17 protein-coding genes and 1 riboswitch are annotated in these 18,562 nt (G+C 69.0%); of the genes, 4 read left to right on the forward strand and 13 right to left on the reverse strand.

Annotation, left to right across the window (positions count from 1 at the left end; genetic code table 11):
* Positions 1 to 99: 99 nt before the first annotated feature.
* From ACFXDJ_RS12565 to ACFXDJ_RS12575, 3 genes are all read right to left on the reverse strand, one after another.
* A complete protein-coding gene (locus tag ACFXDJ_RS12565; protein WP_384654034.1) occupies positions 100 to 1,128 on the reverse strand; it encodes an NlpC/P60 family protein in 1,029 nt (342 codons plus the stop codon).
* A 253-nt stretch (positions 1,129 to 1,381) separates the two neighbouring features.
* Positions 1,382 to 2,746, reverse strand: a complete 1,365-nt coding sequence (locus ACFXDJ_RS12570; protein WP_384849035.1) for an NYN domain-containing protein — start codon at positions 2,744 to 2,746, stop codon at positions 1,382 to 1,384.
* A gap of 40 nt (positions 2,747 to 2,786) precedes the next feature.
* On the reverse strand, positions 2,787 to 3,026 hold the full coding sequence (locus ACFXDJ_RS12575) for a hypothetical protein (protein ID WP_008738811.1): 240 nt from the start codon (positions 3,024 to 3,026) through the stop codon (positions 2,787 to 2,789).
* Between the two features lie 144 nt (positions 3,027 to 3,170).
* Here ACFXDJ_RS12575 and ACFXDJ_RS12580 point away from each other — a divergent pair, with 144 nt between their 5' ends.
* Positions 3,171 to 3,908: a rhomboid family intramembrane serine protease gene (locus ACFXDJ_RS12580; RefSeq protein WP_384657954.1), complete on the forward strand. Its 738-nt coding sequence runs from the start codon at positions 3,171 to 3,173 to the stop codon at positions 3,906 to 3,908.
* Entirely contained in the window at positions 3,905 to 4,186 is a 282-nt protein-coding gene (locus tag ACFXDJ_RS12585; RefSeq protein WP_215027823.1) for an Lrp/AsnC ligand binding domain-containing protein, read from the forward strand. Before ACFXDJ_RS12580 ends, ACFXDJ_RS12585 begins: the two co-directional genes overlap by 4 nt.
* A 40-nt stretch (positions 4,187 to 4,226) precedes the next feature.
* Here ACFXDJ_RS12585 and ACFXDJ_RS12590 read toward each other — a convergent pair whose 3' ends face one another.
* The 6 genes from ACFXDJ_RS12590 to ACFXDJ_RS12615 all read right to left on the reverse strand — a co-directional run bounded on the left by ACFXDJ_RS12590 (position 4,227) and on the right by ACFXDJ_RS12615 (position 11,528).
* Positions 4,227 to 5,627, reverse strand: a complete 1,401-nt coding sequence (locus ACFXDJ_RS12590; RefSeq protein ID WP_384657958.1) for an aminotransferase class V-fold PLP-dependent enzyme — start codon at positions 5,625 to 5,627, stop codon at positions 4,227 to 4,229.
* Positions 5,628 to 5,844: 217 nt separating this feature from the next.
* Positions 5,845 to 5,961, reverse strand: a riboswitch (SAM riboswitch).
* Between the two features lie 113 nt (positions 5,962 to 6,074).
* Positions 6,075 to 7,139, reverse strand: a complete 1,065-nt coding sequence (trpD, locus tag ACFXDJ_RS12595; protein WP_384657961.1) for an anthranilate phosphoribosyltransferase — start codon at positions 7,137 to 7,139, stop codon at positions 6,075 to 6,077.
* 201 nt (positions 7,140 to 7,340) lie between these two features.
* Entirely contained in the window at positions 7,341 to 8,969 is a 1,629-nt protein-coding gene (locus ACFXDJ_RS12600; protein ID WP_384657963.1) for a cytochrome bc complex cytochrome b subunit, read from the reverse strand.
* Positions 8,966 to 10,024, reverse strand: a complete 1,059-nt coding sequence (locus ACFXDJ_RS12605; protein WP_384657965.1) for a Rieske 2Fe-2S domain-containing protein — start codon at positions 10,022 to 10,024, stop codon at positions 8,966 to 8,968. The genes ACFXDJ_RS12600 and ACFXDJ_RS12605 overlap by 4 nt, the downstream gene beginning before the upstream one ends.
* On the reverse strand, positions 10,021 to 10,830 hold the full coding sequence (locus ACFXDJ_RS12610) for a c-type cytochrome (RefSeq protein ID WP_384657968.1): 810 nt from the start codon (positions 10,828 to 10,830) through the stop codon (positions 10,021 to 10,023). Before ACFXDJ_RS12610 ends, ACFXDJ_RS12605 begins: the two co-directional genes overlap by 4 nt.
* A gap of 77 nt (positions 10,831 to 10,907) precedes the next feature.
* A complete protein-coding gene (locus ACFXDJ_RS12615; RefSeq protein ID WP_330296040.1) occupies positions 10,908 to 11,528 on the reverse strand; it encodes a heme-copper oxidase subunit III in 621 nt (206 codons plus the stop codon).
* A gap of 199 nt (positions 11,529 to 11,727) precedes the next feature.
* Between ACFXDJ_RS12615 and ACFXDJ_RS12620 the strand changes: the two genes are divergently transcribed.
* Positions 11,728 to 12,129: a hypothetical protein gene (locus ACFXDJ_RS12620; RefSeq protein ID WP_384657971.1), complete on the forward strand. Its 402-nt coding sequence runs from the start codon at positions 11,728 to 11,730 to the stop codon at positions 12,127 to 12,129.
* A 150-nt stretch (positions 12,130 to 12,279) separates the two neighbouring features.
* Here ACFXDJ_RS12620 and ACFXDJ_RS12625 read toward each other — a convergent pair whose 3' ends face one another.
* The 4 genes from ACFXDJ_RS12625 to coxB form a co-directional block, all read right to left on the reverse strand.
* Entirely contained in the window at positions 12,280 to 13,524 is a 1,245-nt protein-coding gene (locus ACFXDJ_RS12625) for an Ig-like domain-containing protein (RefSeq protein ID WP_384657974.1), read from the reverse strand.
* Positions 13,525 to 13,662: 138 nt separating this feature from the next.
* The gene (locus ACFXDJ_RS12630; RefSeq protein WP_384657977.1) at positions 13,663 to 14,061 is read right to left on the reverse strand and encodes a cytochrome c oxidase subunit 4; all 399 of its coding nucleotides are present in this window, start codon (positions 14,059 to 14,061) and stop codon (positions 13,663 to 13,665) included.
* Positions 14,058 to 15,788, reverse strand: a complete 1,731-nt coding sequence (gene ctaD, locus ACFXDJ_RS12635; RefSeq protein ID WP_384657979.1) for a cytochrome c oxidase subunit I — start codon at positions 15,786 to 15,788, stop codon at positions 14,058 to 14,060. Before ctaD ends, ACFXDJ_RS12630 begins: the two co-directional genes overlap by 4 nt.
* Positions 15,785 to 16,759 (reverse strand): cytochrome c oxidase subunit II, encoded by a 975-nt coding sequence (gene coxB / locus ACFXDJ_RS12640; RefSeq protein WP_384657982.1) that lies wholly within the window; start codon positions 16,757 to 16,759, stop codon positions 15,785 to 15,787. Before coxB ends, ctaD begins: the two co-directional genes overlap by 4 nt.
* A gap of 294 nt (positions 16,760 to 17,053) precedes the next feature.
* Here coxB and ACFXDJ_RS12645 point away from each other — a divergent pair, with 294 nt between their 5' ends.
* Positions 17,054 to 18,436 carry a cysteine desulfurase/sulfurtransferase TusA family protein gene (locus tag ACFXDJ_RS12645; RefSeq protein ID WP_384657986.1) on the forward strand — a complete coding sequence of 461 codons (1,383 nt, stop codon included), beginning with the start codon at positions 17,054 to 17,056 and terminating at the stop codon, positions 18,434 to 18,436.
* Positions 18,437 to 18,562: the final 126 nt, after the last annotated feature.

Below are 18,562 nucleotides of genomic sequence, written 5' to 3' on the forward strand. Positions count from 1 at the left end.
AGCGGGGGCGCGGAATTCGCCCGGATGGGCGGTGTGCGGCGCGCCCCGTAGGTCCCGCGAGGGCGGCCGGGGCCTGAGCCGCGGCCGGGTCCGGGTCCGTCAGCCGACGCGGACGCCGAACTGGAACGGCATGTTGCCCATGGCTTCGTACTTGACGCCGCCGCGCGGGTTCGAGGCGTGCAGCACCATCCCGTTGCCGGCGTACAGGCCGACGTGGTGCAGGTCGTCGTAGAAGAACACGAGGTCGCCCGGCTGGAGCTGGCTCTTGCCGATCCGGGTGCCGTCGTTGACCTGGGTGAAGGTGACGCGCGATATCGAGACGCCCGCCTGCGCGTACGCCCACTGGGTCAGACCCGAGCAGTCGAAGGAGTCCGGGCCGGTGTGGCCGGAGATGTACGCATCGCCCAGCCTCGTCTGGGCGGCGGCGAGGGCGGCACCGGCGCGACCGGAGGCCTTCACGTTGCCCAGGTCCACGCGGTCGCCCGCGCCGCGGCTGGCGCGGGTTTCCTCGTCCTTGATCTGCGACCGCTCCTGCGCCGTCAGGGTGTTGAGGAGCGCCTGGGCCTCGGCGAGCTTGTCGGAGGAGTCCTTCTTCTTCGCGGCGAGTTCCTTGCGGGTGGCGTCGAGGTCGCTGAGCTTGCCCGCGGCTTCCTGGCGCTGCTGCGCGAGGCTGCGCTGCTTGGCCTGGATCTTCTCGACCGCGTCGACCTGCTTGCCGCTCAACTGCTCCAGCGTGGAGGCCTTGTCGAGGTAGCTGTCCGGGTCGGCCGAGAGGAACAGCGCGAGGGACGGGTCGATGCCGCCGGTGCGGTACTGGGCGCTGGCCATCGAGCCGAGCGTGCCGCGCAGGGCGTTGAGCTCCTGCTGGCCGCGCGCGGCATCGTCCTGGAGCTGCCCGATTTCCTTTTCGAGCTTGTCCTGGCGTTCCTTGGCCGAGTTGAACTTCTCGGTGGCCTGCTCCGACTCTTCGTAGAGCGCGTCGACCTTGCTCTTGACCTCGTCCTTGCTCGGCTGGGCCGGGGCGGCGTTGGCGGCCTGGCTGGTGAGGGCGACAGCCGCGGCGGCGGTGGCGGTGAGGACGGTCACGCGCATGCGGGTCGGCTGCTTGGGTCGACGGTGGGACGCCACGAAGGCGAGCTCCTTCTTCCTGGAGCCGCCGAAGAACGCAGACTCGGCGACACCTTCGCCATCACCCCGAATGAGTGAACTACCGCACGAAGGTTTGACCTGACCCTAGTGACCCTTCTGTGATCAGTTCAAATCCTGCCGGGGAAAAACTCGCTCCGCGACCAGGCTTTTTACCTTCAGTGCACGCTCTGTGCAGACCACTTGACGGTACGTTCCCTCGAACCCCTGCCAATTCCGGCATTCGGCCCAGCAGTTACGAAACTCGCGAAAGCCGCTTCAGCAGCAAGGCGGACGTCACCGGCCGGGCTCCGGCCTTGGCCACCCCGTCGGCGACCTCGCGGTCCGTGGAGACCACGACCACCGGGCGGCCCGGCGGCTCGGCACGCACCAGCTGGCGGATCAGCTCGTCCGCCGTCACCCCGGCCTTCGAGAACAGCACCCGCACCCCGCGCGGCGGCGCGAGCAGCACCGGGGCCGCCAGCTCCGCCCCGTCGAAGACACAGGTCATCTCGGCACCCGTCTGCGCGGCGAGCATCGACAGCCCGCCCAGCAGCCGCAGCCGCTGCTTCTCCAGCGGCATCGTCGGATAGCCGGTCTTGGTGACGTTGTAGCCGTCGACCACCAGATGCGCCTGAGGCAGCGCCAGCAACTGGTCCAGCAGCGCCGGGTCGGTCTCCGACAGGGCGCGCGCCGCGATGTCCTTCGGGGTCATCCGGCCCGGCTCCACCGCCTCCACCGTGTCGGCGGGCCGCGTGGAGACCGGCGGCAGCGCGAGCTCCCGGCGCAGCCCGGCCGCGGCGTCCAGCACGGTGTCCAGCAGCAGTCGCAGCCGCATGTCCTCGATGCTGCGCCCCTCGCGGGTGGCCCGGCGCGAGGTCTCCAGCGCCGACTCCACCTCCGCCAGGCGGGACTTGAGCCGCCGGGTCTCGCTCTCGGCGGCGGCCACCTGTGCGGCGGCCTCGCCGCGGATCCCGTCGACCTCGGCGTTGATCTTGCGCAGGGCGGCGTCGCCCCGCTTGACGTCGCTGAGGGCGCTGCGCAGCTTGCGCTGAAGCGATTCCGCTTCCTTGCGGGCCGCCTCCAGCTCCACCCGCACCTGGTCACCGCCGGCGCGCTGCAGTTCCCGTACGTGGGCCAGCTCCTCGCGGAGCCGGTCCATCTCCCTACGGGTCTCCTCGCCGACGCGCTCGGCGTCGGCGCGCTGCGCCTCCTCGCCCGCGGCGGCCACCAGCTTGGCCCAGCCGGCCGGCCTCAGGACGTACGCGGCCGCCGCCACGTCCAGCGGATCGGCGGCGGCGGGCGGAGCCCCGGACTCCAGCGCCCCGGCCAGGTCGGCCTGCGCCTCGCGGAGCTTCTCGGCGACCCGGCCCCGGAAGACGGCGTCCGTCTCGACGGCCGTCGCCATGGCGTTGCCCGCGAACTTGGCACGCCGGGTCGGGGTGAAACGGGCGTACTGGCGCAGCTGCGCCGGGAGGTCCGCGACCGTCAGACCGCCGAAGGCGTCCGAGACGAGCGCGACGACCCGGCGCCGCACGCCTTCCGGCAGCGGGCGGTCGAGCACCTCGGCGGCGTCGCCGGCCGCGTCGGCCGCCTCAGCGCCGCTTTCTGGCTCCACAATCCGTCACCCCTACCGTCATTGACCTGTTGGCCGGGCTCCGTCAGGAGTCCGCGCCCGGCCTGTCCACGAGCTCGATCTGGTCCACCGCGTTGCACCAGCGACAGCGGACCGACTCGATGGTCTCATTGACCACCTCGCGCTCCTCGACCTTGGGCTCCCCGGCGAGGTCCAGGTGGACGTACTCCACGACCTTCGACGAACGGGTGACGTCGAAACGCGTGAGGTTGCCGCACAGGGTGCAGCGCCACCGGGTGGTGTCGGTCGGCAGGGGAACCGTCATCAGGCCGCTCTCTCCTTCTATGTCTTACACGTCGTCGCGCACACGGGCCTGCGCACGCGGGCATGCGTGCGCGGACGTGCGTAGCTCGTAACCCTACGGCCTGCCGCACCCTCGGGTGGGGCGGGCTGGGTCATGCTCGGTCGCATGATCGTAAAGTGGCAGGCCCTGCGCGAGGCCGCCCGGGGCCCGGTGGTCACCCGCGCACTGATCGCCGCCTGCTGCGCGGTGTTCGTCCTGAGCCCGGCGTCGGGGCTCGATCCGGTCTACGGGACGGGCGACCAGCTGCTGGCGAACGGGACCGCGTACTTCCGGCGCTGGGGCGTGGTCCCGGACGAACTCTTCACGGGCGGACTGCTGAGCAGCGGCGGCCGGCCACTGCTCACTCCCCTGACGGCCCTGTTCGTACACGGCAGCTGGCTGCACCTGCTGGGCAACATGCTCTTCCTCTACGTCTTCGGGAAGATGACGGAGCAGCGCATGGGCCGGGCGGGGTTCCTCTGCTTCTACGTGGCCACGGGCTACCTGGCCCTGGCGGCGTACGCGGCGGCCAACGCCTCCTCGGACCAGACCCTGGTCGGCGCCTCCGGCGCGATCTCGGCCGTCCTCGGTGCCTTCATGTGCCTGTTCCCCAAGGCCCGGGTGACGAGCCTGTTCCCGTTCCTGTTCTTCCTGCCGCTGCGGTTCCCGGCGTGGATCGTCCTGATGTTCTGGTTCGCCCTCCAGTGGCTGGCCGCGCACCGGGCCCAAAGCGGCCCGGGGGTCGCCTATCTGGCCCACGTGGTGGGCTTCTCGGCGGGCTTCCTCTACGCGTGGGTCCGCTACCGGCGGGGGACTAGAGTGGGCCGACCAGTGACTGCCGGCGAGGGAGAAGGCCAACCGTGATCACCGCGATCGTGCTCATCAAGACCAGCGTGGACCGGATCCCCGAGATCGCCGAGGCCATCGCGGCGCTGGAGAACGTCAGCGAGGTCTACTCCGTCACCGGCACGTACGACCTGATCGCCCTGGTCCGCGTGGCCCGCCACGAGGCCCTGGCGGACGTCATCCCGGGCCGCATCAGCAAGATCCCGGGCGTCGAGGCCACGGACACCCACGTGGCGTTCCGCACGTACTCCCAGCACGACCTGGAAGCGGCCTTCGCCATCGGCCTGGACGCGTAGCTCCCGCCGGGGCGGCCGTCGCGGCCGCCCCCGTCCCGGCTCAGACTGCCGGGACGCAGCGGCCCTCTTCGGTGCGGTACTGCCACTTGGCGCCGTCCGTGACGAGCTCCTTGACCGCGCGGACGAACCGGTCGACGTGCTCGTCGGGGGTGCCGGCGCCGAAGCTGACGCGGATCGCGTTCAGGGAGCGCTCGCCCGGGGCGGCCTCCGGGGCGCCGCATTCGCCCTGGGCCTGCGGCTCGCTGCCGAGCAGGGTGCGGACCAGCGGGTGGGCGCAGAAGAGGCCGTCGCGGACGCCGATGCCGTACTCGGCGGAGAGCGCGGCCGCGAAGTGGGAACTGTTCCAGCCGTCGACCACGAAGGAGATGACGCCGACCCGCGGGGCGTCGTCGCCGAAGAGGGACAGGACGCGGACCGCCGGGACCTCGGCCAGGCCCTCGCGGACCTTGGCGATGAGGTGCCGCTCCCGGGCTACCAGGTTCTCGAACCCGGCTTCGTTCAGCGCCTTGCAGGCGGAGGCGATGGAGTAGACGCCGATGACGTTCGGGGAGCCGGCCTCGTGGCGGGCGGCCGTGGTGTGCCACTCGACGTCGACGCCGCCGTCCTCGCGGCGGGCCACCTTGCGGGAGGCGCCGCCACCGGCCAGGTACGGCTCCGCCTGCTGGAGCCAGTCCGCGCGGCCGGCGAGCACGCCCGAGCCGAAGGGCGCGTAGAGCTTGTGTCCGGAGAACGCCACCCAGTCCACGTCCAGTTCCTGCACGGAGACGGGGTGGTGCGGCGCCAGCTGGGCGGCGTCGAGGACGATGCGGGCGCCGTGGGCGTGCGCGGCGGCGGCGAGTTCCTTGACGGGCCACAGCTCGCCGGTGACGTTGGAGGCGCCGGTGACGCAGACCAGCGCCGGGCCGTAGGGGTCGCGGTCGGCCAGCGCCCGCTCCAGGGTCTCCACGGCCTGGGCCGGGGTGCGGGGCGCGTTGAGGTACGTGACCTGCGCGTCGACCCAGGGCAGGAGCGAGGCGTGGTGCTCGGTCTCGAAGACGAAGACCTGGCAGTCGGCCGGCAGCACGGCGGCGAGCAGGTTCAGGGAGTCCGTGGTGGACCGGGTGAAGATCACCTGGTCGGAGGCGCGGCAGTCGAGGAACTCGGCGACCGTGACGCGGCTCTGCTCGAACAGGTCCGTGGAGAGCTGCGAGAGGTACCCGGCGCCGCGGTGGACGCTGCCGTAGTACGGGGCGTACGCGGCCACGTCGTCCCAGACGCGCTGCAGGGCCGGGGCGCTGGCCGCGTAGTCGAGGGCGGCGTAGGTGACCTCGCCGCCGGTGACGAGCGGGACGGTGACGTCACGGCCGAGAACCGGCAGCGGCTCGGCACAGGCGGGGACGTCGGCGGGGCAGTCGATGGTGACGGCAGCGGCGACGGCGGTGGCGTTCGGGGTTGCGGACATGGCGGTATCTCCCGGCAGGCAGGTCTGAATGGCTTCTGTGTGCCCGTACGGGGGTACGACGCTGCGGCCGTCCGGGGTACGGGAAGTGCCTCGGAAGTTCCGGGTACGCGGAAGCGACCCTGTTCCGAGGGTTGAAGAAGGGGCGGAAGCGCCCTATCGCATTCGCTTGCTCACGGAAAAAGCTCCTCGATCGAGACCAGGATCCCTGGTGTCGAGGGATCCGCGCTTGCCGTAGACCTCACTGCCTACGACCTGGTCATCACCCGGGGCACCCCGCCACGGAAGGAGGGTTGCCGGACAGCGAGCCGGGGCCAAAACGCTGTCACTCGTGACCTGGGGAGCATCCTGCCACAAGATCCCCCGCACGCAAGACCCCGGTCCACATGGCGGACCGGGGTCGTGGCCGAAAAGGATCAGCCGGGGACGAGCCGGGGATCAGCCGTCGCGCTACGCGTTGCTGGCCGCCACCCACCGCTCCAGCGCGGCCCTGGCCGCGCCCGAGTCGATCGACAGCGCCGCGCGGGCGATGCCCTCGCTCAGCTGCTCCTCCAGCGTGCCCGTGCCCGGGTCCAGGGCCACCAGGGCCGCCGCCGAGTTCAGCAGGACCGCGTCGCGCACCGGGCCCGTCTCGCCGGCCAGCAGGCGGCGGGCGACTTCCGCGTTGTACGGGGGTTCCCCGCCGGTCAGGGCGGAGACGTCGACCAGGTCGATGCCGACGTCGCGCGGGTCGAAGGACTGCTCCTCGGCCTTGCCGTCCCGGACCCACCACACCCGCGAGGTCGCCGTCGTGGTCAGCTCGTCCAGGCCGTCGTCGCCCCGGAAGACCAGCGCGGAGGAGCCCCGTTCGGCGAGGACGCCCGCGATGATCGGGGCCATCCGGGGGTCGGCCACACCGGTCGCCTGGGCGCGCACCCGGGCCGGGTTGGTCAGCGGGCCCAGGGCGTTGAAGAAGGTCCGGATGCCCAGTTCCTTGCGGGCCCCGGCCACGTGGCGCAGCGCCGGATGGAACTTCACGGCGAAGCAGAAGGTGATGCCCGCCTCCTCGGCGACCTCCACCACCCGCTCGCGGCTCAGGTCGAGGTTGACCCCGAGCTCCTTGAGGACGTCCGAGGCCCCGCTCGCGGAAGAGGCTGCCCGGTTGCCGTGCTTGACCACCTTGGCACCCGTACCGGCCACCACGACCGCCGACATCGTCGAGATGTTGACCGTCTTCGCGCCGTCGCCGCCGGTGCCGACGATGTCCACCGTCCGGCCCGGCACCTCGATCAGGTTGGCGTGTGCGTACATGGCCCGGACCAGGCCGTTGATCTCCGCGACCGTCTCTCCCTTGGCCCGCAGCGCGACCGCGAAGCCGGCGATCTGGGCGTCGGTGGCCTCTCCGCGCATGATCCGGTCCATGGCCCAGGCCGTGTCGTCGGCGCTGAGGTCCCGGCCGGTCAGGAGGGCGTCGAGAACTCCCGGCCAGCCACGGGCCGCCATGCTGTCGCCGCCTGCCGGGGTCACCAGGTTCATGGTCCGCTCCTGCTACTGGTCGGCCGTCCGAGGACGGGGCCCACGTCGAGTGGGAAGGGCTCCAGCCTATCCAGCCCCGGAGACGGCAAAGAGCCCCGTCCCAGACACTGGACGGGGCTCCCGCTGTGGCGACACCAGGACTGACCGAAATCAGTCCCTCAAGCGATCTGACAAACAGACGACAAGCAGTGGCGCAGGGGATCAGTGGTGGCCGTGGCCGCTCTGGATCTCCTTGTATTCCTCCACCGAGGGCTTCGGAATCTGGTTGTTCTCTCCGTAGTAGCCCTTGCTGAGCTTCGCGCGGAGCTTCTCGGTGCGCGACACCTTGCGCTCGACACCGTTCTCGTCGACCGTCGGGCCGATCTCGGCCGGCTGGTACTGGTCGTACGAGGTGAGCGTGTGGAGCTTGCCCTGCGAGAGCGGCTCGTGGATCTCGACGAACTCACCGTGCGGCAGGCGCTTGATGATGCCGGTCTCGCGACCGTGCAGCACCTTGTCCCGGTCCCGGCGCTGGAGGCCGAGGCAGATCCGCTTGGTGACGATGAACGCGATGACCGGGCCGACGAAGAACGCGATCCGGGCGAACCAGGTGATCGAGTTGATCGACAGGTGGAAGTACTGCGCGAACATGTCGTTTCCACCGGCGATCAGCAGGACGACGTACCAGGTCAGCCATGCCACACCGAAGCCCGTACGGGTCGGGACGTTGCGCGGGCGGTCCAGGATGTGGTGCTCGCGCTTGTCCCCGGTGACCCAGGACTCGATGAACGGGTAGACCGCGATCACGACCAGGACCATCGGGAAGATCATCAGCGGGACGAACACACCCAGGACGAGGGTGTGGCCCCACAGGTTGATCTCCCAGCCGGGCATGGCACGGATCAGACCCTCGGAGAAGCCCATGTACCAGTCGGGCTGCGCACCGGTGGACACGTGGTCCGGGCGGTACGGGCCGAGCGCCCAGATCGGGTTGATCGAGGCGATCGCCGCGATGGCCGCGATGACACCGAAGACCAGGAAGAAGAAGCCTCCGGCCTTGGCCATGTAGACCGGGAGCAGCGGCATGCCGACGACGTTCTTCTCCGTCTTGCCGGGGCCCGCGAACTGGGTGTGCTTGTGGTAGAAGACCAGGATCAGGTGGGCCACCAGCAGGCCCATCATGATGCCGGGCAGCAGCAGGATGTGGACCGAGTAGAACCGGGAGACGAAGTCACCGCCGGGGAACTCGCCGCCGAAGAGGAAGAACGACAGGTACGTGCCGACGACCGGCACGGACAGCATCGCGCCCTCCATGAAGCGGACACCCGTGCCCGAGAGCAGGTCGTCCGGCAGGGAGTAACCGGTGAAACCGGTGAACATGCCGAGGACCAGCAGCAGGAAGCCGAAGATCCAGTTGACCTCGCGCGGCTTGCGGAAGGCGCCCGTGAAGAAGACGCGCATCATGTGCACGAGCATCGCCGCGACGAAGATCAGCGCCGACCAGTGGTGGATCTGCCGGATGAGCAGACCGCCGCGGACCTCGAAGCTGATGTTGAGCGTCGAGGCGAAGGCCTCGGACATCTGGACGCCCTGCATCGGCACGTAGGAGCCGTGGTAGACGACCTCGTTCATGCTCGGGTGGAAGAACAGCGTCAGGTACACACCCGTGAGGATGAGGATGATGAAGCTGTAGAGGCAGATCTCACCGAGCATGAAGGACCAGTGGTCCGGGAAGATCTTGCGCATGTTGGCCTTGGCGAGGCTGTAGATGCCCAGCCGGCCGTCGGCCCAGTCGGCTACGCGTTCGCCGGCCGGTGCTTTGCGCTCTTGAGTGTCGGTCGCAGTGCTCATCCGCGCTCCCAGAATGCAGGACCGACGGGCTCTTCGAAGTCGCCGAGCGCCTCGAGGAAACCTTCGTCATTGACGCCGATCCGCAGCTGCGGGAGCGCGTGACCAGCCGGGCCGAAGATGACTCGGGCGCCGTCGGAGAGGTCGAAGGTGGACTGGTGGCACGGGCAGAGCACGTGGTGCGTCTGCTGCTCGTACAGGCTGATCGGGCAGCCGACGTGGGTGCAGATCTTGGAGTAGGCCACGATTCCCTCGTGGGACCACTCCAGCTCCCGCTTGTCCTTGATGTCTTCCGGCTTGATGCGGACGATCATCAGGGCGGCCTTGGCGATCTGCGTCTGGAAGTCGTGCTGGTCCTCTTCCAGGCCTTCGGGCCTGGCGAAGGTCAGCGAACCGACGAGGAGGTCCTCGGGACGCAGCGGCTGGTTCGTGTTGTCGTTGACCAGCAGCTTGCCCTTGGCCCAGATCGTCTTGCGCAGCTTGTCCTCGGGCATCGGGCCCAGGTCCTTCAGGATCACGACGGCGGAGAGCGGCAGCAGGGCCAGCGCACCGAACATCGTGTTGCGGATCAGCGGGCGGCGGCCGATGGCCGACTCGCGCGCGCCGTCCGCGAAGTCCTGCATGACCTGCGCCTTGACCTCGGCCGGGGCCGCGATCTCGTGACGCTCGGCGGCGACCTCGACGTCGGACATCAGGGTGCGGGCCCAGTGGACCGCGCCCGCGCCGATGCAGAAGAGCGCCGTGCCGAGGGTCATGCCCAGGGCGAAGTTGAGAGCGCTCACCTTCCCGATGGGGAAGATGAAGACGATCTTGTCGACCGGAATGGACACGAACGAGGCGATGAACCCCACCGTGGCCAGCATCGACAGGGTGAACAGCATGGCCACCGTGCGCTCGGACCGCTTGGCGGCCCGCTCGTCGATGTCCTGGATGCGGGGCCGGTGAACCGGCAGGCCCGGGTCGGCGAACGGGTCGTCCGCCACTGCCACGCCACCGTGGTGCGCGTCGCCCTGCTCGCTCGGCAGGTGCTTCTCTTCGGGAATGTCTTGGCTACTCATGACTTCTTGGCCTTAGCGGTGTGGGCCGCGACCCAGACGGCGACAGCGATCAGCGCACCCAGACCGAAGATCCAGCCGAAGAGACCCTCGGAGACGGGGCCGAGGCCACCGAGCTTGAGCCCACCGGGGCTGGTCGACTTCTCGCCGTTCACGTTCTGGAGGTACGCGATGATGTCCTTCTTCTGCTTCTCCGGCATGGTGCTGTCCGGGAAGGAGGGCATGTTCTGCGGGCCGGTGAGCATGGCCTCGTAGATGTGCTTCGGCTCGACGCCCTCGAGGTTGGGGGCGTACTTGCCGTTCGTCAGCGCGCCGCCCTCGCCGGTGAAGTTGTGACACTGCGCGCAGTTGTTGCGGAACAGCTCACCACCAGCGGCGATGTCGGCACCGGCCGGGTCGTACTGCTTCTCGGTCGGCGTGATCGGACCGGCACCGAGGGACGCGATGTACGCGGCCAGCTGGTCGGTCTGCGCCTGGTTGTAAATGACGGGCTTCTTCGGCACCTGGGCGCCGGGCTGCTGGGCGGGCATGCGGCCCGTGCTCACCTGGAAGTCGACGGCCGCGGAGCCGACGCCGACCAGGCTGGGGCCGTCAGAGGAACCCTGACCGCCGGTTCCGTGGCAGCTTGCGCAGCCGACGGCGTAGAGCTTCTTGCCCTCCTCGATGGCGAGGGACTGGGCGGTTTCGTCGGCCTTCGCATTGCCCGTGGGCGCGAAGACGGCGTACAGCCCCCCAGTGGCCGCCAGCGCGAAGAGTAGAACGACGACCGCCGCCAGCGGATGGCGTCGTCGTGCGGAGAGCTTTTTCACGGATTACCCCGGTGTCAGGATCTTCTGCGTCGGTGTTTCTGGATGGAGTGCCGGGCTCGGGCCCGGCGACGTGTTCGCTACTTGATCAGGTAGATCGTCGCGAAGAGGCCGATCCAGACGACATCGACGAAGTGCCAGTAGTAGGACACGACGATGGCCGACGTGGCCTGTTCGTGGGTGAACCTCTTGGCCGCGTACGTCCGGCCGAGGACCAGCAGGAAGGCGATGAGACCGCCCGTCACGTGCAGACCGTGGAATCCGGTGGTCAGGTAGAAGACCGATCCGTACGGGTCCGACGAGAGGGAGATGCCCTCGTGCTTGACCAGCTCGGTGTACTCGAACACCTGCCCGCCAATGAAGATCGCACCCATGACGAACGTGATGATGAACCACGTCCTGAGCTTCTTCACGTCACCGCGCTCGGCTGCGAATACGCCGAGCTGGCAGGTGAGCGAAGACAGCACCAGGATCGTGGTGTTCGTCGCCGAGAAGGGCAGGTTCAGGTTTGAAGCCTGTTCCGCCCAATGCTCGGGACCCATCACGGATCGCAGGGTGAAGTACATCGCGAAGAGGGCCGCGAAGAACATCAGCTCGGAACTCAACCAGATGATGGTTCCCACGCTGACGAGGTTCGGCCTGTTGACCGTCGGGTGCGCGTGCCCGGTATCTACTGTCGTTGCTGTCGCCACGACCGACATTATGTCGGTCCCTTATCCCGCCCTCACCCCGGGGGGTGCCGTTCGGAGTGTCAGGGCCGTGTGCAAGGCCCGAACGGCCCATCAGATGGGCCCGCGGATCCGTGATCACGAGCCTGTCCGAACCGATGTTGACACCGGGTCGGACGGAGTAGCATCCCGCGCAACATCAGCGTTTTTCACGGACACGTGGAGGAACGAAATGCGGGCGACTGCGCGGGTTCTGGTCTACAGCGACGACGCGGGCACCCGGGAGCAGGTGCGGCTGGCGGCCGGTCGCAGGCCGGCCGCGGACCTGCCGCCGGTGGAGTTCCTGGAGTGCGCCACGCTCCCGGCCGTCCTGAGCCAACTGGACGCGGGTGGCATCGATGTGTGCGTGTTGGACGGCGAGGCGGTCCCGGCCGGGGGCATGGGCGTCTGCCGGCAGATCAAGGACGAGATCTTCCGGTGCCCGCCCGTACTGCTCCTGATGGGCCGTCCGCAGGACGCCTGGCTCGCCACGTGGAGCCGCGCGGACGCCGCCGTCACCCTTCCGGTGGATCCGGTGGACTTCGCGCAGGCCCTGGCGGGTCTCCTGCGCGCACGGCTCTCCCCGGCGGCCTGACCTGCCGGTAGGGGCCGCGGATCCGCCCGCGGGCCCCGTACGGGCCCTCCGGGCCGAACAACGGCCCGTACGGACGCATACCGGGGCACGGGGACCCGTACGGACTCCCGTGCCCCGGCAGGGGCGCTACGAGCTCTCCCGCCCCGGTGGTTACACCTGCGGGCGCAGCCGGTCCTTGTCGACGGGGCTGCGGCCTTCCTGGGTGCCCTTGAGGAGGGCGCTGCCCTCGCGCCAGTCCTTCCAGTCCATGTTCCAGTCGCCGTAGCCGTTCCCGAAGGTGTCCATGTCGTCGCCGATGCTGTTGATGACCTTGACGATGTCGCCCTCGGTGATGTTCTCGTAGAACCAGGCGGCGTTGCCCGTGCTCATGCCGGTGCAGCCGTGGCTGACGTTCTCGTAGCCCTGGGAGCCGACGGACCACGGCGCGGCGTGGACGTATTCACCACTCCAGGTGACGCGAGTCGCGTAGTAGACGGGCAGGTTGTAGTACTCGCTGCCGCCGATGCCGACCGTGTCTCCGCGCATCTGGACGTAGTACTGCTTGCCGAGGACCACCTTGACGCCGTTGCGGGTGGAGAAGCCCGGCTTTCCGGTGGTCACCGGAATGGTGTTGATCACTTCTCCGTTGCGCTTGAACGTGAGGTAGTGCGAGGAGGCGTCCGTGGTGACCTCGACCCGGTCCCCGATCTCCAGCTTGAGCGGCTTGCTGGCGGCCCCGTGGAGGTCCTCGGAGATCTTGACGCCCTCCAGGTTGCTGTGGACGGACACGGTGGTGTTGGCGGGCCAGTAGTCCTTGGGCCGGTAGTGGAGCTTCTTGTCGTCCACCCAGTACCAGGCGCCCTCGACCTCCGGCGGGGCCTCGACGACCAGCCCCCGCTCGATGAGCGCGCGGGCGGCCTTGTCCTTCACGGGTTCGTTGAGTTCGGCCGTGAGGGGCTGTCCGACGCCGTACTTGCCCTCCTCCGGGCCGAATTCGACCTTGAGGACCTTCTTGGCCGGGGTGGTCTCGAAGGACATCGTGCGCTGGCCCGGGGCACCGTGTTCGTCCTCGGTGCTCACGCTCACGTTGTAGCGGACGCCGGCGGCCATCGGGACGGTGCTGTGCCAGCGGTTCCCCGAGGCGGACAGCTCGCCCGCCAGGCGGCGGCCGTGGGTGTCCACGGCGCTCACGTCGGTGATCCGGCCGCCGCTCTTGGCGGTGACCTCAAGGGGCCGTTCGGGGTCGACGGGACGGCTGCCGGAGGCCTGGTTGAAGGCGACTTGATCGCCCGCGTCGTAGGGGCGGGCAGACAGCGGGTTTTTGTCACCGGACCCGCATGCGGTGGCGCCGGCCCCGAGGGACGCGACCAGCAGGGAGCAGCCGATTACCGTCCAAAGACGCGGTGAGTGGTTCATGGAGCCAACGCTATGAAGATATGACTATTACGGCGCGCGGGGTGACTGCAAACGAGGGGCCCGGACTCCTCCGTTAGAGGTGTCCGGGCCCCAAGTCTCAGGCTGCGTGCGCCACCGTTCGCGGCGGCGCGGGTGCGACTACTGGTTCTGGTTCTCGCCGCGGTAGTACTCGTAGACCCAGCCCCACAGGCCGACGATGATGACCGGCGCCGAGAAGTACATGAGCCACCAGCCGAAGATGACGCCCATGAACGCGAGCGCGCCACCGATGGCCAGCGAGAGCGGCTGCCAGCTGTGCGGGGAGAAGAATCCCAGCTCGCCGGCCTCGTCCGCGACGTCGGCCTCCAGGTTGTCCTGGGCCATCTCGTCCACGCGCTTGGCCGTGAAGGCCAGGTAGTAGCCGATCATGACGCTCAGGCCGAAGGCCAGGAAGAGCGCGGTGGTACCGACGGGCTCCTTCGACCACACGCCGTACACGACGGCCATGATCAGGATGAAGAAGGAGAGCCAGAGGAACATCTTGCCCTGGATCTTCACTTGCCGGCCTCCTTGCCGCCGGTGACTGCCTTGGTACCGGCCTCGTGGTCCGTGAGGTGGTCGAGGGCCGCGATCTCCGGGTGGTGCAGGTCGAACGCCGGGGACTCGGAACGGATCCGCGGCAGGGTGAGGAAGTTGTGCCGCGGCGGCGGGCAGGAGGTCGCCCACTCCAGCGAACGGCCGTAACCCCACGGGTCGTCGACCTCGACCTTCTTGCCGTACTTCGCCGTCTTCCAGACGTTGTACATGAAGGGCAGCATCGACAGGCCCAGCAGGAACGAGCTGATCGTGGAGATCGTGTTCAGCGTGGTGAAGCCGTCGGCCGCGAGGTAGTCCGCGTAACGACGCGGCATGCCCTCGACACCCAGCCAGTGCTGCACCAGGAACGTGCCGTGGAAGCCGACGAACAGCGTCCAGAAGGTGATCTTGCCGAGTCGCTCGTCCAGCATCTTGCCCGTGAACTTCGGCCACCAGAAGTGGAAGCCGGAGAACATCGCGAAGACCACGGTGCCGAAGATGACGTAGTGGAAGTGCGCGACGACGAAGTACGAGTCGGAGACGTGGAAGTCCATCGGGGGCGAGGCCAGGATGACGCCGGTCAGACCACCGAAGGTGAAGGTGATCAGGAAGCCGACGGCCCAGAGCATCGGGGTCTCGAAGGACAGCGAGCCCTTCCACATGGTGCCGATCCAGTTGAAGAACTTCACACCGGTCGGTACCGCGATCAGGAAGGTCATGAAGGAGAAGAACGGCAGCAGCACACCGCCGGTGACGTACATGTGGTGGGCCCACACCGTCACCGAGAGGCCGGCGATCGAGATCGTCGCGGCGATCAGGCCGATGTAACCGAACATCGGCTTGCGCGAGAAGACCGGGATCACTTCGGAAATGATTCCGAAGAACGGCAGCGCGATGATGTACACCTCTGGATGCCCGAAGAACCAGAAGAGGTGTTGCCACAGTAGGGCGCCGCCGTTTGCCGCATCGAACACATGCGCACCGAACTTCCGGTCGGCCTCCAGCGCGAAGAGCGCGGCGGCCAGCACCGGGAAGGCGAGCAGGACCAGAACACCGGTCAGCAGCACGTTCCAGGTGAAGATCGGCATGCGGAACATCGTCATGCCGGGCGCGCGCATGCAGATGATCGTGGTGATGAAGTTGACCGAACCGAGGATCGTGCCGAAGCCGGAGAAGGCCAGACCCATGATCCACATGTCGGCGCCGATGCCCGGCGAGCGGACGGCGTCCGACAGCGGGGAGTAGGCGAACCAGCCGAAGTCGGCGGCACCCGAGGGGGTGACGAAGCCGGCCACCGCGATGGTCGAGCCGAAGAGGTACAGCCAGTACGCGAACATGTTCAGCCGCGGGAACGCCACGTCGGGCGCGCCGATCTGCAGCGGCATGATCCAGTTGGCGAAGCCGGCGAACAGCGGGGTGGCGAACATCAGCAGCATGATCGTGCCATGCATGGTGAAGGCCTGGTTGAACTGCTCGTTCGACATGATCTGCGTGCCCGGACGGGCCAGCTCGGCGCGCATGAGGAGCGCCATGATCCCGCCGATGATGAAGAACACGAACGACGTGACCAGGTACATCGTGCCGATGGTCTTGTGGTCGGTCGTGGTCATCCACTTCACGACCACATTGCCCGGCTGCTTGCGCCGCACCGGCAGCTCGTTCTCATACGAGTCGGCGGCGGCACCCTGGGATTCGTTGAGGATGCTCACAGTTTGTTCACTTCCGCATTCCGGGCCGGGTCGGTCTGCTTGATGCCGGCCGGGAGGTAGCCGGTCTGACCCTTCTCCGCGAGCTCCTTCAGGTGCGCCTTGTAGGCCTCCGGGGAGACCACCTTGACGTTGAAGAGCATCCGGGAGTGGTCGACGCCGCAGAGCTCGGCGCACTTGCCCATGAAGGTGCCTTCTTGGGTCGGAGTGACCTCGAAGACGTTGGTGTGGCCCGGGATGACGTCCTGCTTGAACAGGAAGGGGACCACCCAGAAGGAGTGGATGACGTCGTTCGACGACAGGATGAAGCGGACCTTCTCACCCTTGGGCAGCCACAGGGTCGGACCCGGGTTGTTGGTGTCCGGGTTCCGGTCTCCGGGAACGCCCTTGGTGTAGACGCCTTCGGCGCCCGCCGGGAAGTCCTTGGTGTAGCGGTCCGGGATGGCGGAGAGCTCCTTCGGAACCTCGCCCGCCTTCGGGGTCGCCGCGTCGCCGTCGACGTTCTCGACGTAGTTGAAGCCCCAGCTCCACTGGTAGCCGATCACGTTGATCGTGTGCGCCGGCTTGGCGGAGAGGGAGAGCAGCTTCGATTCATCGCGCGCGGTGAAGTAGAACAGCACCGAGACGATGATGAGCGGGACCACGGTGTACAGCGCCTCGATGGGCATGTTGTACCGGGTCTGCGCGGGGACCTCGATCTTCGTCCGGCTGCGCCGGTGGAAGATGACGCTCCACATGATCAGGCCCCACACCAGGATGCCTGTGATGAGCGCGGCCGCCCAGGAGCCCTGCCAGAGGGAGAGGATGCGCGGCGCCTCCTCGGTGACCGGAGTGGGCATTCCGAGGCGGGGGAAGCTTTTCCAGTTGTACGAGCAACCAGTGGCGGTCGCCAGAACCGCGCCCGCAGTCAGCGCCTGCAGCAGCTTCCGCCGCATCGGGCGCCGCGGCGAGCGGTCGGAGCCGTAGGGACTCACGTAGCGCCTTCCCGAGAGTCTCGGCCCGCGCGGCCGGCCGCGGCCGTATTCGGGTCGGTCGCCGGCCCTGACGCAGGCAGGGGTTTGGATGTTTATGCGGACCAAACCCTACTGGACGCTATTTGGGGTCGCGCGGGGAGGGTGCCCAACGCGCCGTTACTGACCCCGAAGGGATGGATCCGCCGTACGGGGGACGGCCCAACCGGCCCCGAATGGCCGCTTCCGGACGACATCTGACGGCCCCTGACCTCGGCCGGACGCCACGCCCGGGCGGCGGCCGGTTAGCGTGACCGGATGCCGTACTTCGACACCGCGTCCGCCGCCCCGCTGCACCCCGTGGCCCGGCAGGCGCTCCAGGCCTCCCTTGACGAGGGCTGGGCCGACCCGGCCCGGCTGTACCGCGAAGGGCGGCGGGCCAGGCTGCTGCTGGACGCGGCGCGGGAGGCCGCGGCGGAGTCGGTGGGATGCCGTCCCGACGAGCTCGCGTTCACTCCTTCGGGGACGCACGCGGTTCACTCGGGCATGGCGGGGGTTCTCGCGGGGCGCCGGCGCGTCGGCGGGCATCTGGTCGTATCAGCGGTAGAACACAGTTCCGTACTGCACGCGGCGGAGGCCCACGCGGCGCGCGGCGGCACGGTGAGCGAGGTCCCGGTGGACCGGCTCGGCCGCGTCTCCCCCTCCGGCTACGGGGACTTCGTGCGCCCGGACACCGCGCTGGCCTGCCTCCAGTCGGCCAACCACGAGGTGGGCACGGTCCAGCCGGTGGCGGACGTCGCCGAGGTCTGCGGCGCGGCCGGCGTGCCGCTGCTCGTGGACGCGGCCCAGTCGCTGGGCTGGGGACCGGTCCCTGCGGGCTGGTCCGTGTTGTGCGCGAGCGCCCACAAATGGGGCGGCCCACCCGGAGTCGGCCTGCTGGCGGTCCGCAAGGGGGTCCGCTTCTCCCCCCAACACCCGTCCGACGAGAGGGAGTCGGGCCGCTCCCCCGGCTTCGCCAACCTTCCGGCGATCGTCGCCGCGGCCGCCTCCCTGCGGGCGGTGCGCGCCGAAGCCGAGGCGGAGGGCGCCCGGCTGCGGACCCTGGTCGACCGGCTGCGGCGGCGGGTGGCCCGGCTCGTCCCGGACGTGGAGGTGGTGGGCCACCCCGACCTGCGCCTCCCCCACCTGGTCACCTTCTCCTGCCTCTACGTCGACGGCGAGACCCTGCTCCACGAGTTGGACCGCGCGGACTACTCCGTCTCCTCGGGCTCCTCGTGCACCAGCTCGACGCTGACTCCGTCCCATGTGCTGCGCGCGATGGGGGTGCTGTCGGAGGGAAACGTACGGGTCTCCCTGCCGACGGGCACTTCGGCCGCGGAGGTCAACGGGTTCCTGGAGCTTCTGCCGGGCGTGGTGGCGGGGGTCCGGGAGCGGCTCGGGGTCGCGGAGCCGGGGTCGTCCCCCGACCCGGAGGCGGAATCCCTGGAGCTGGACACCCTCGGCATGCGGTGCCCGCAGCCGGTCATCGAACTGGGGCGGGCGATCGGGCGGGTGCCGGTGGGGGGCACGGTGACCGTCGTGTCGGACGACGAAGTCGCGCGGCTGGACATCCCGGCGTGGTGCGTGATGCGGGGGCAGGTGTACGTGGGCGAAGCCCCTCGCCCGGAGGGTGTCGCGTACACGGTCCGGCGGGTGGTCTGACCGGGGTGTGGGCCCTGCGGGGGCTGTCCCCTACCCGCCCTTCCACCGTTCCCTGGGCTCCGCCCAGACCCTCCCCCAGCTACCGCTGGGGGTGCCCCCTGCCTCAAACGCCGGCGGGGCTGGATT

The sequence above is a fragment of the Streptomyces sp. NPDC059443 genome, assembly GCF_042750105.1.
GTDB lineage: Bacteria > Actinomycetota > Actinomycetes > Streptomycetales > Streptomycetaceae > Streptomyces.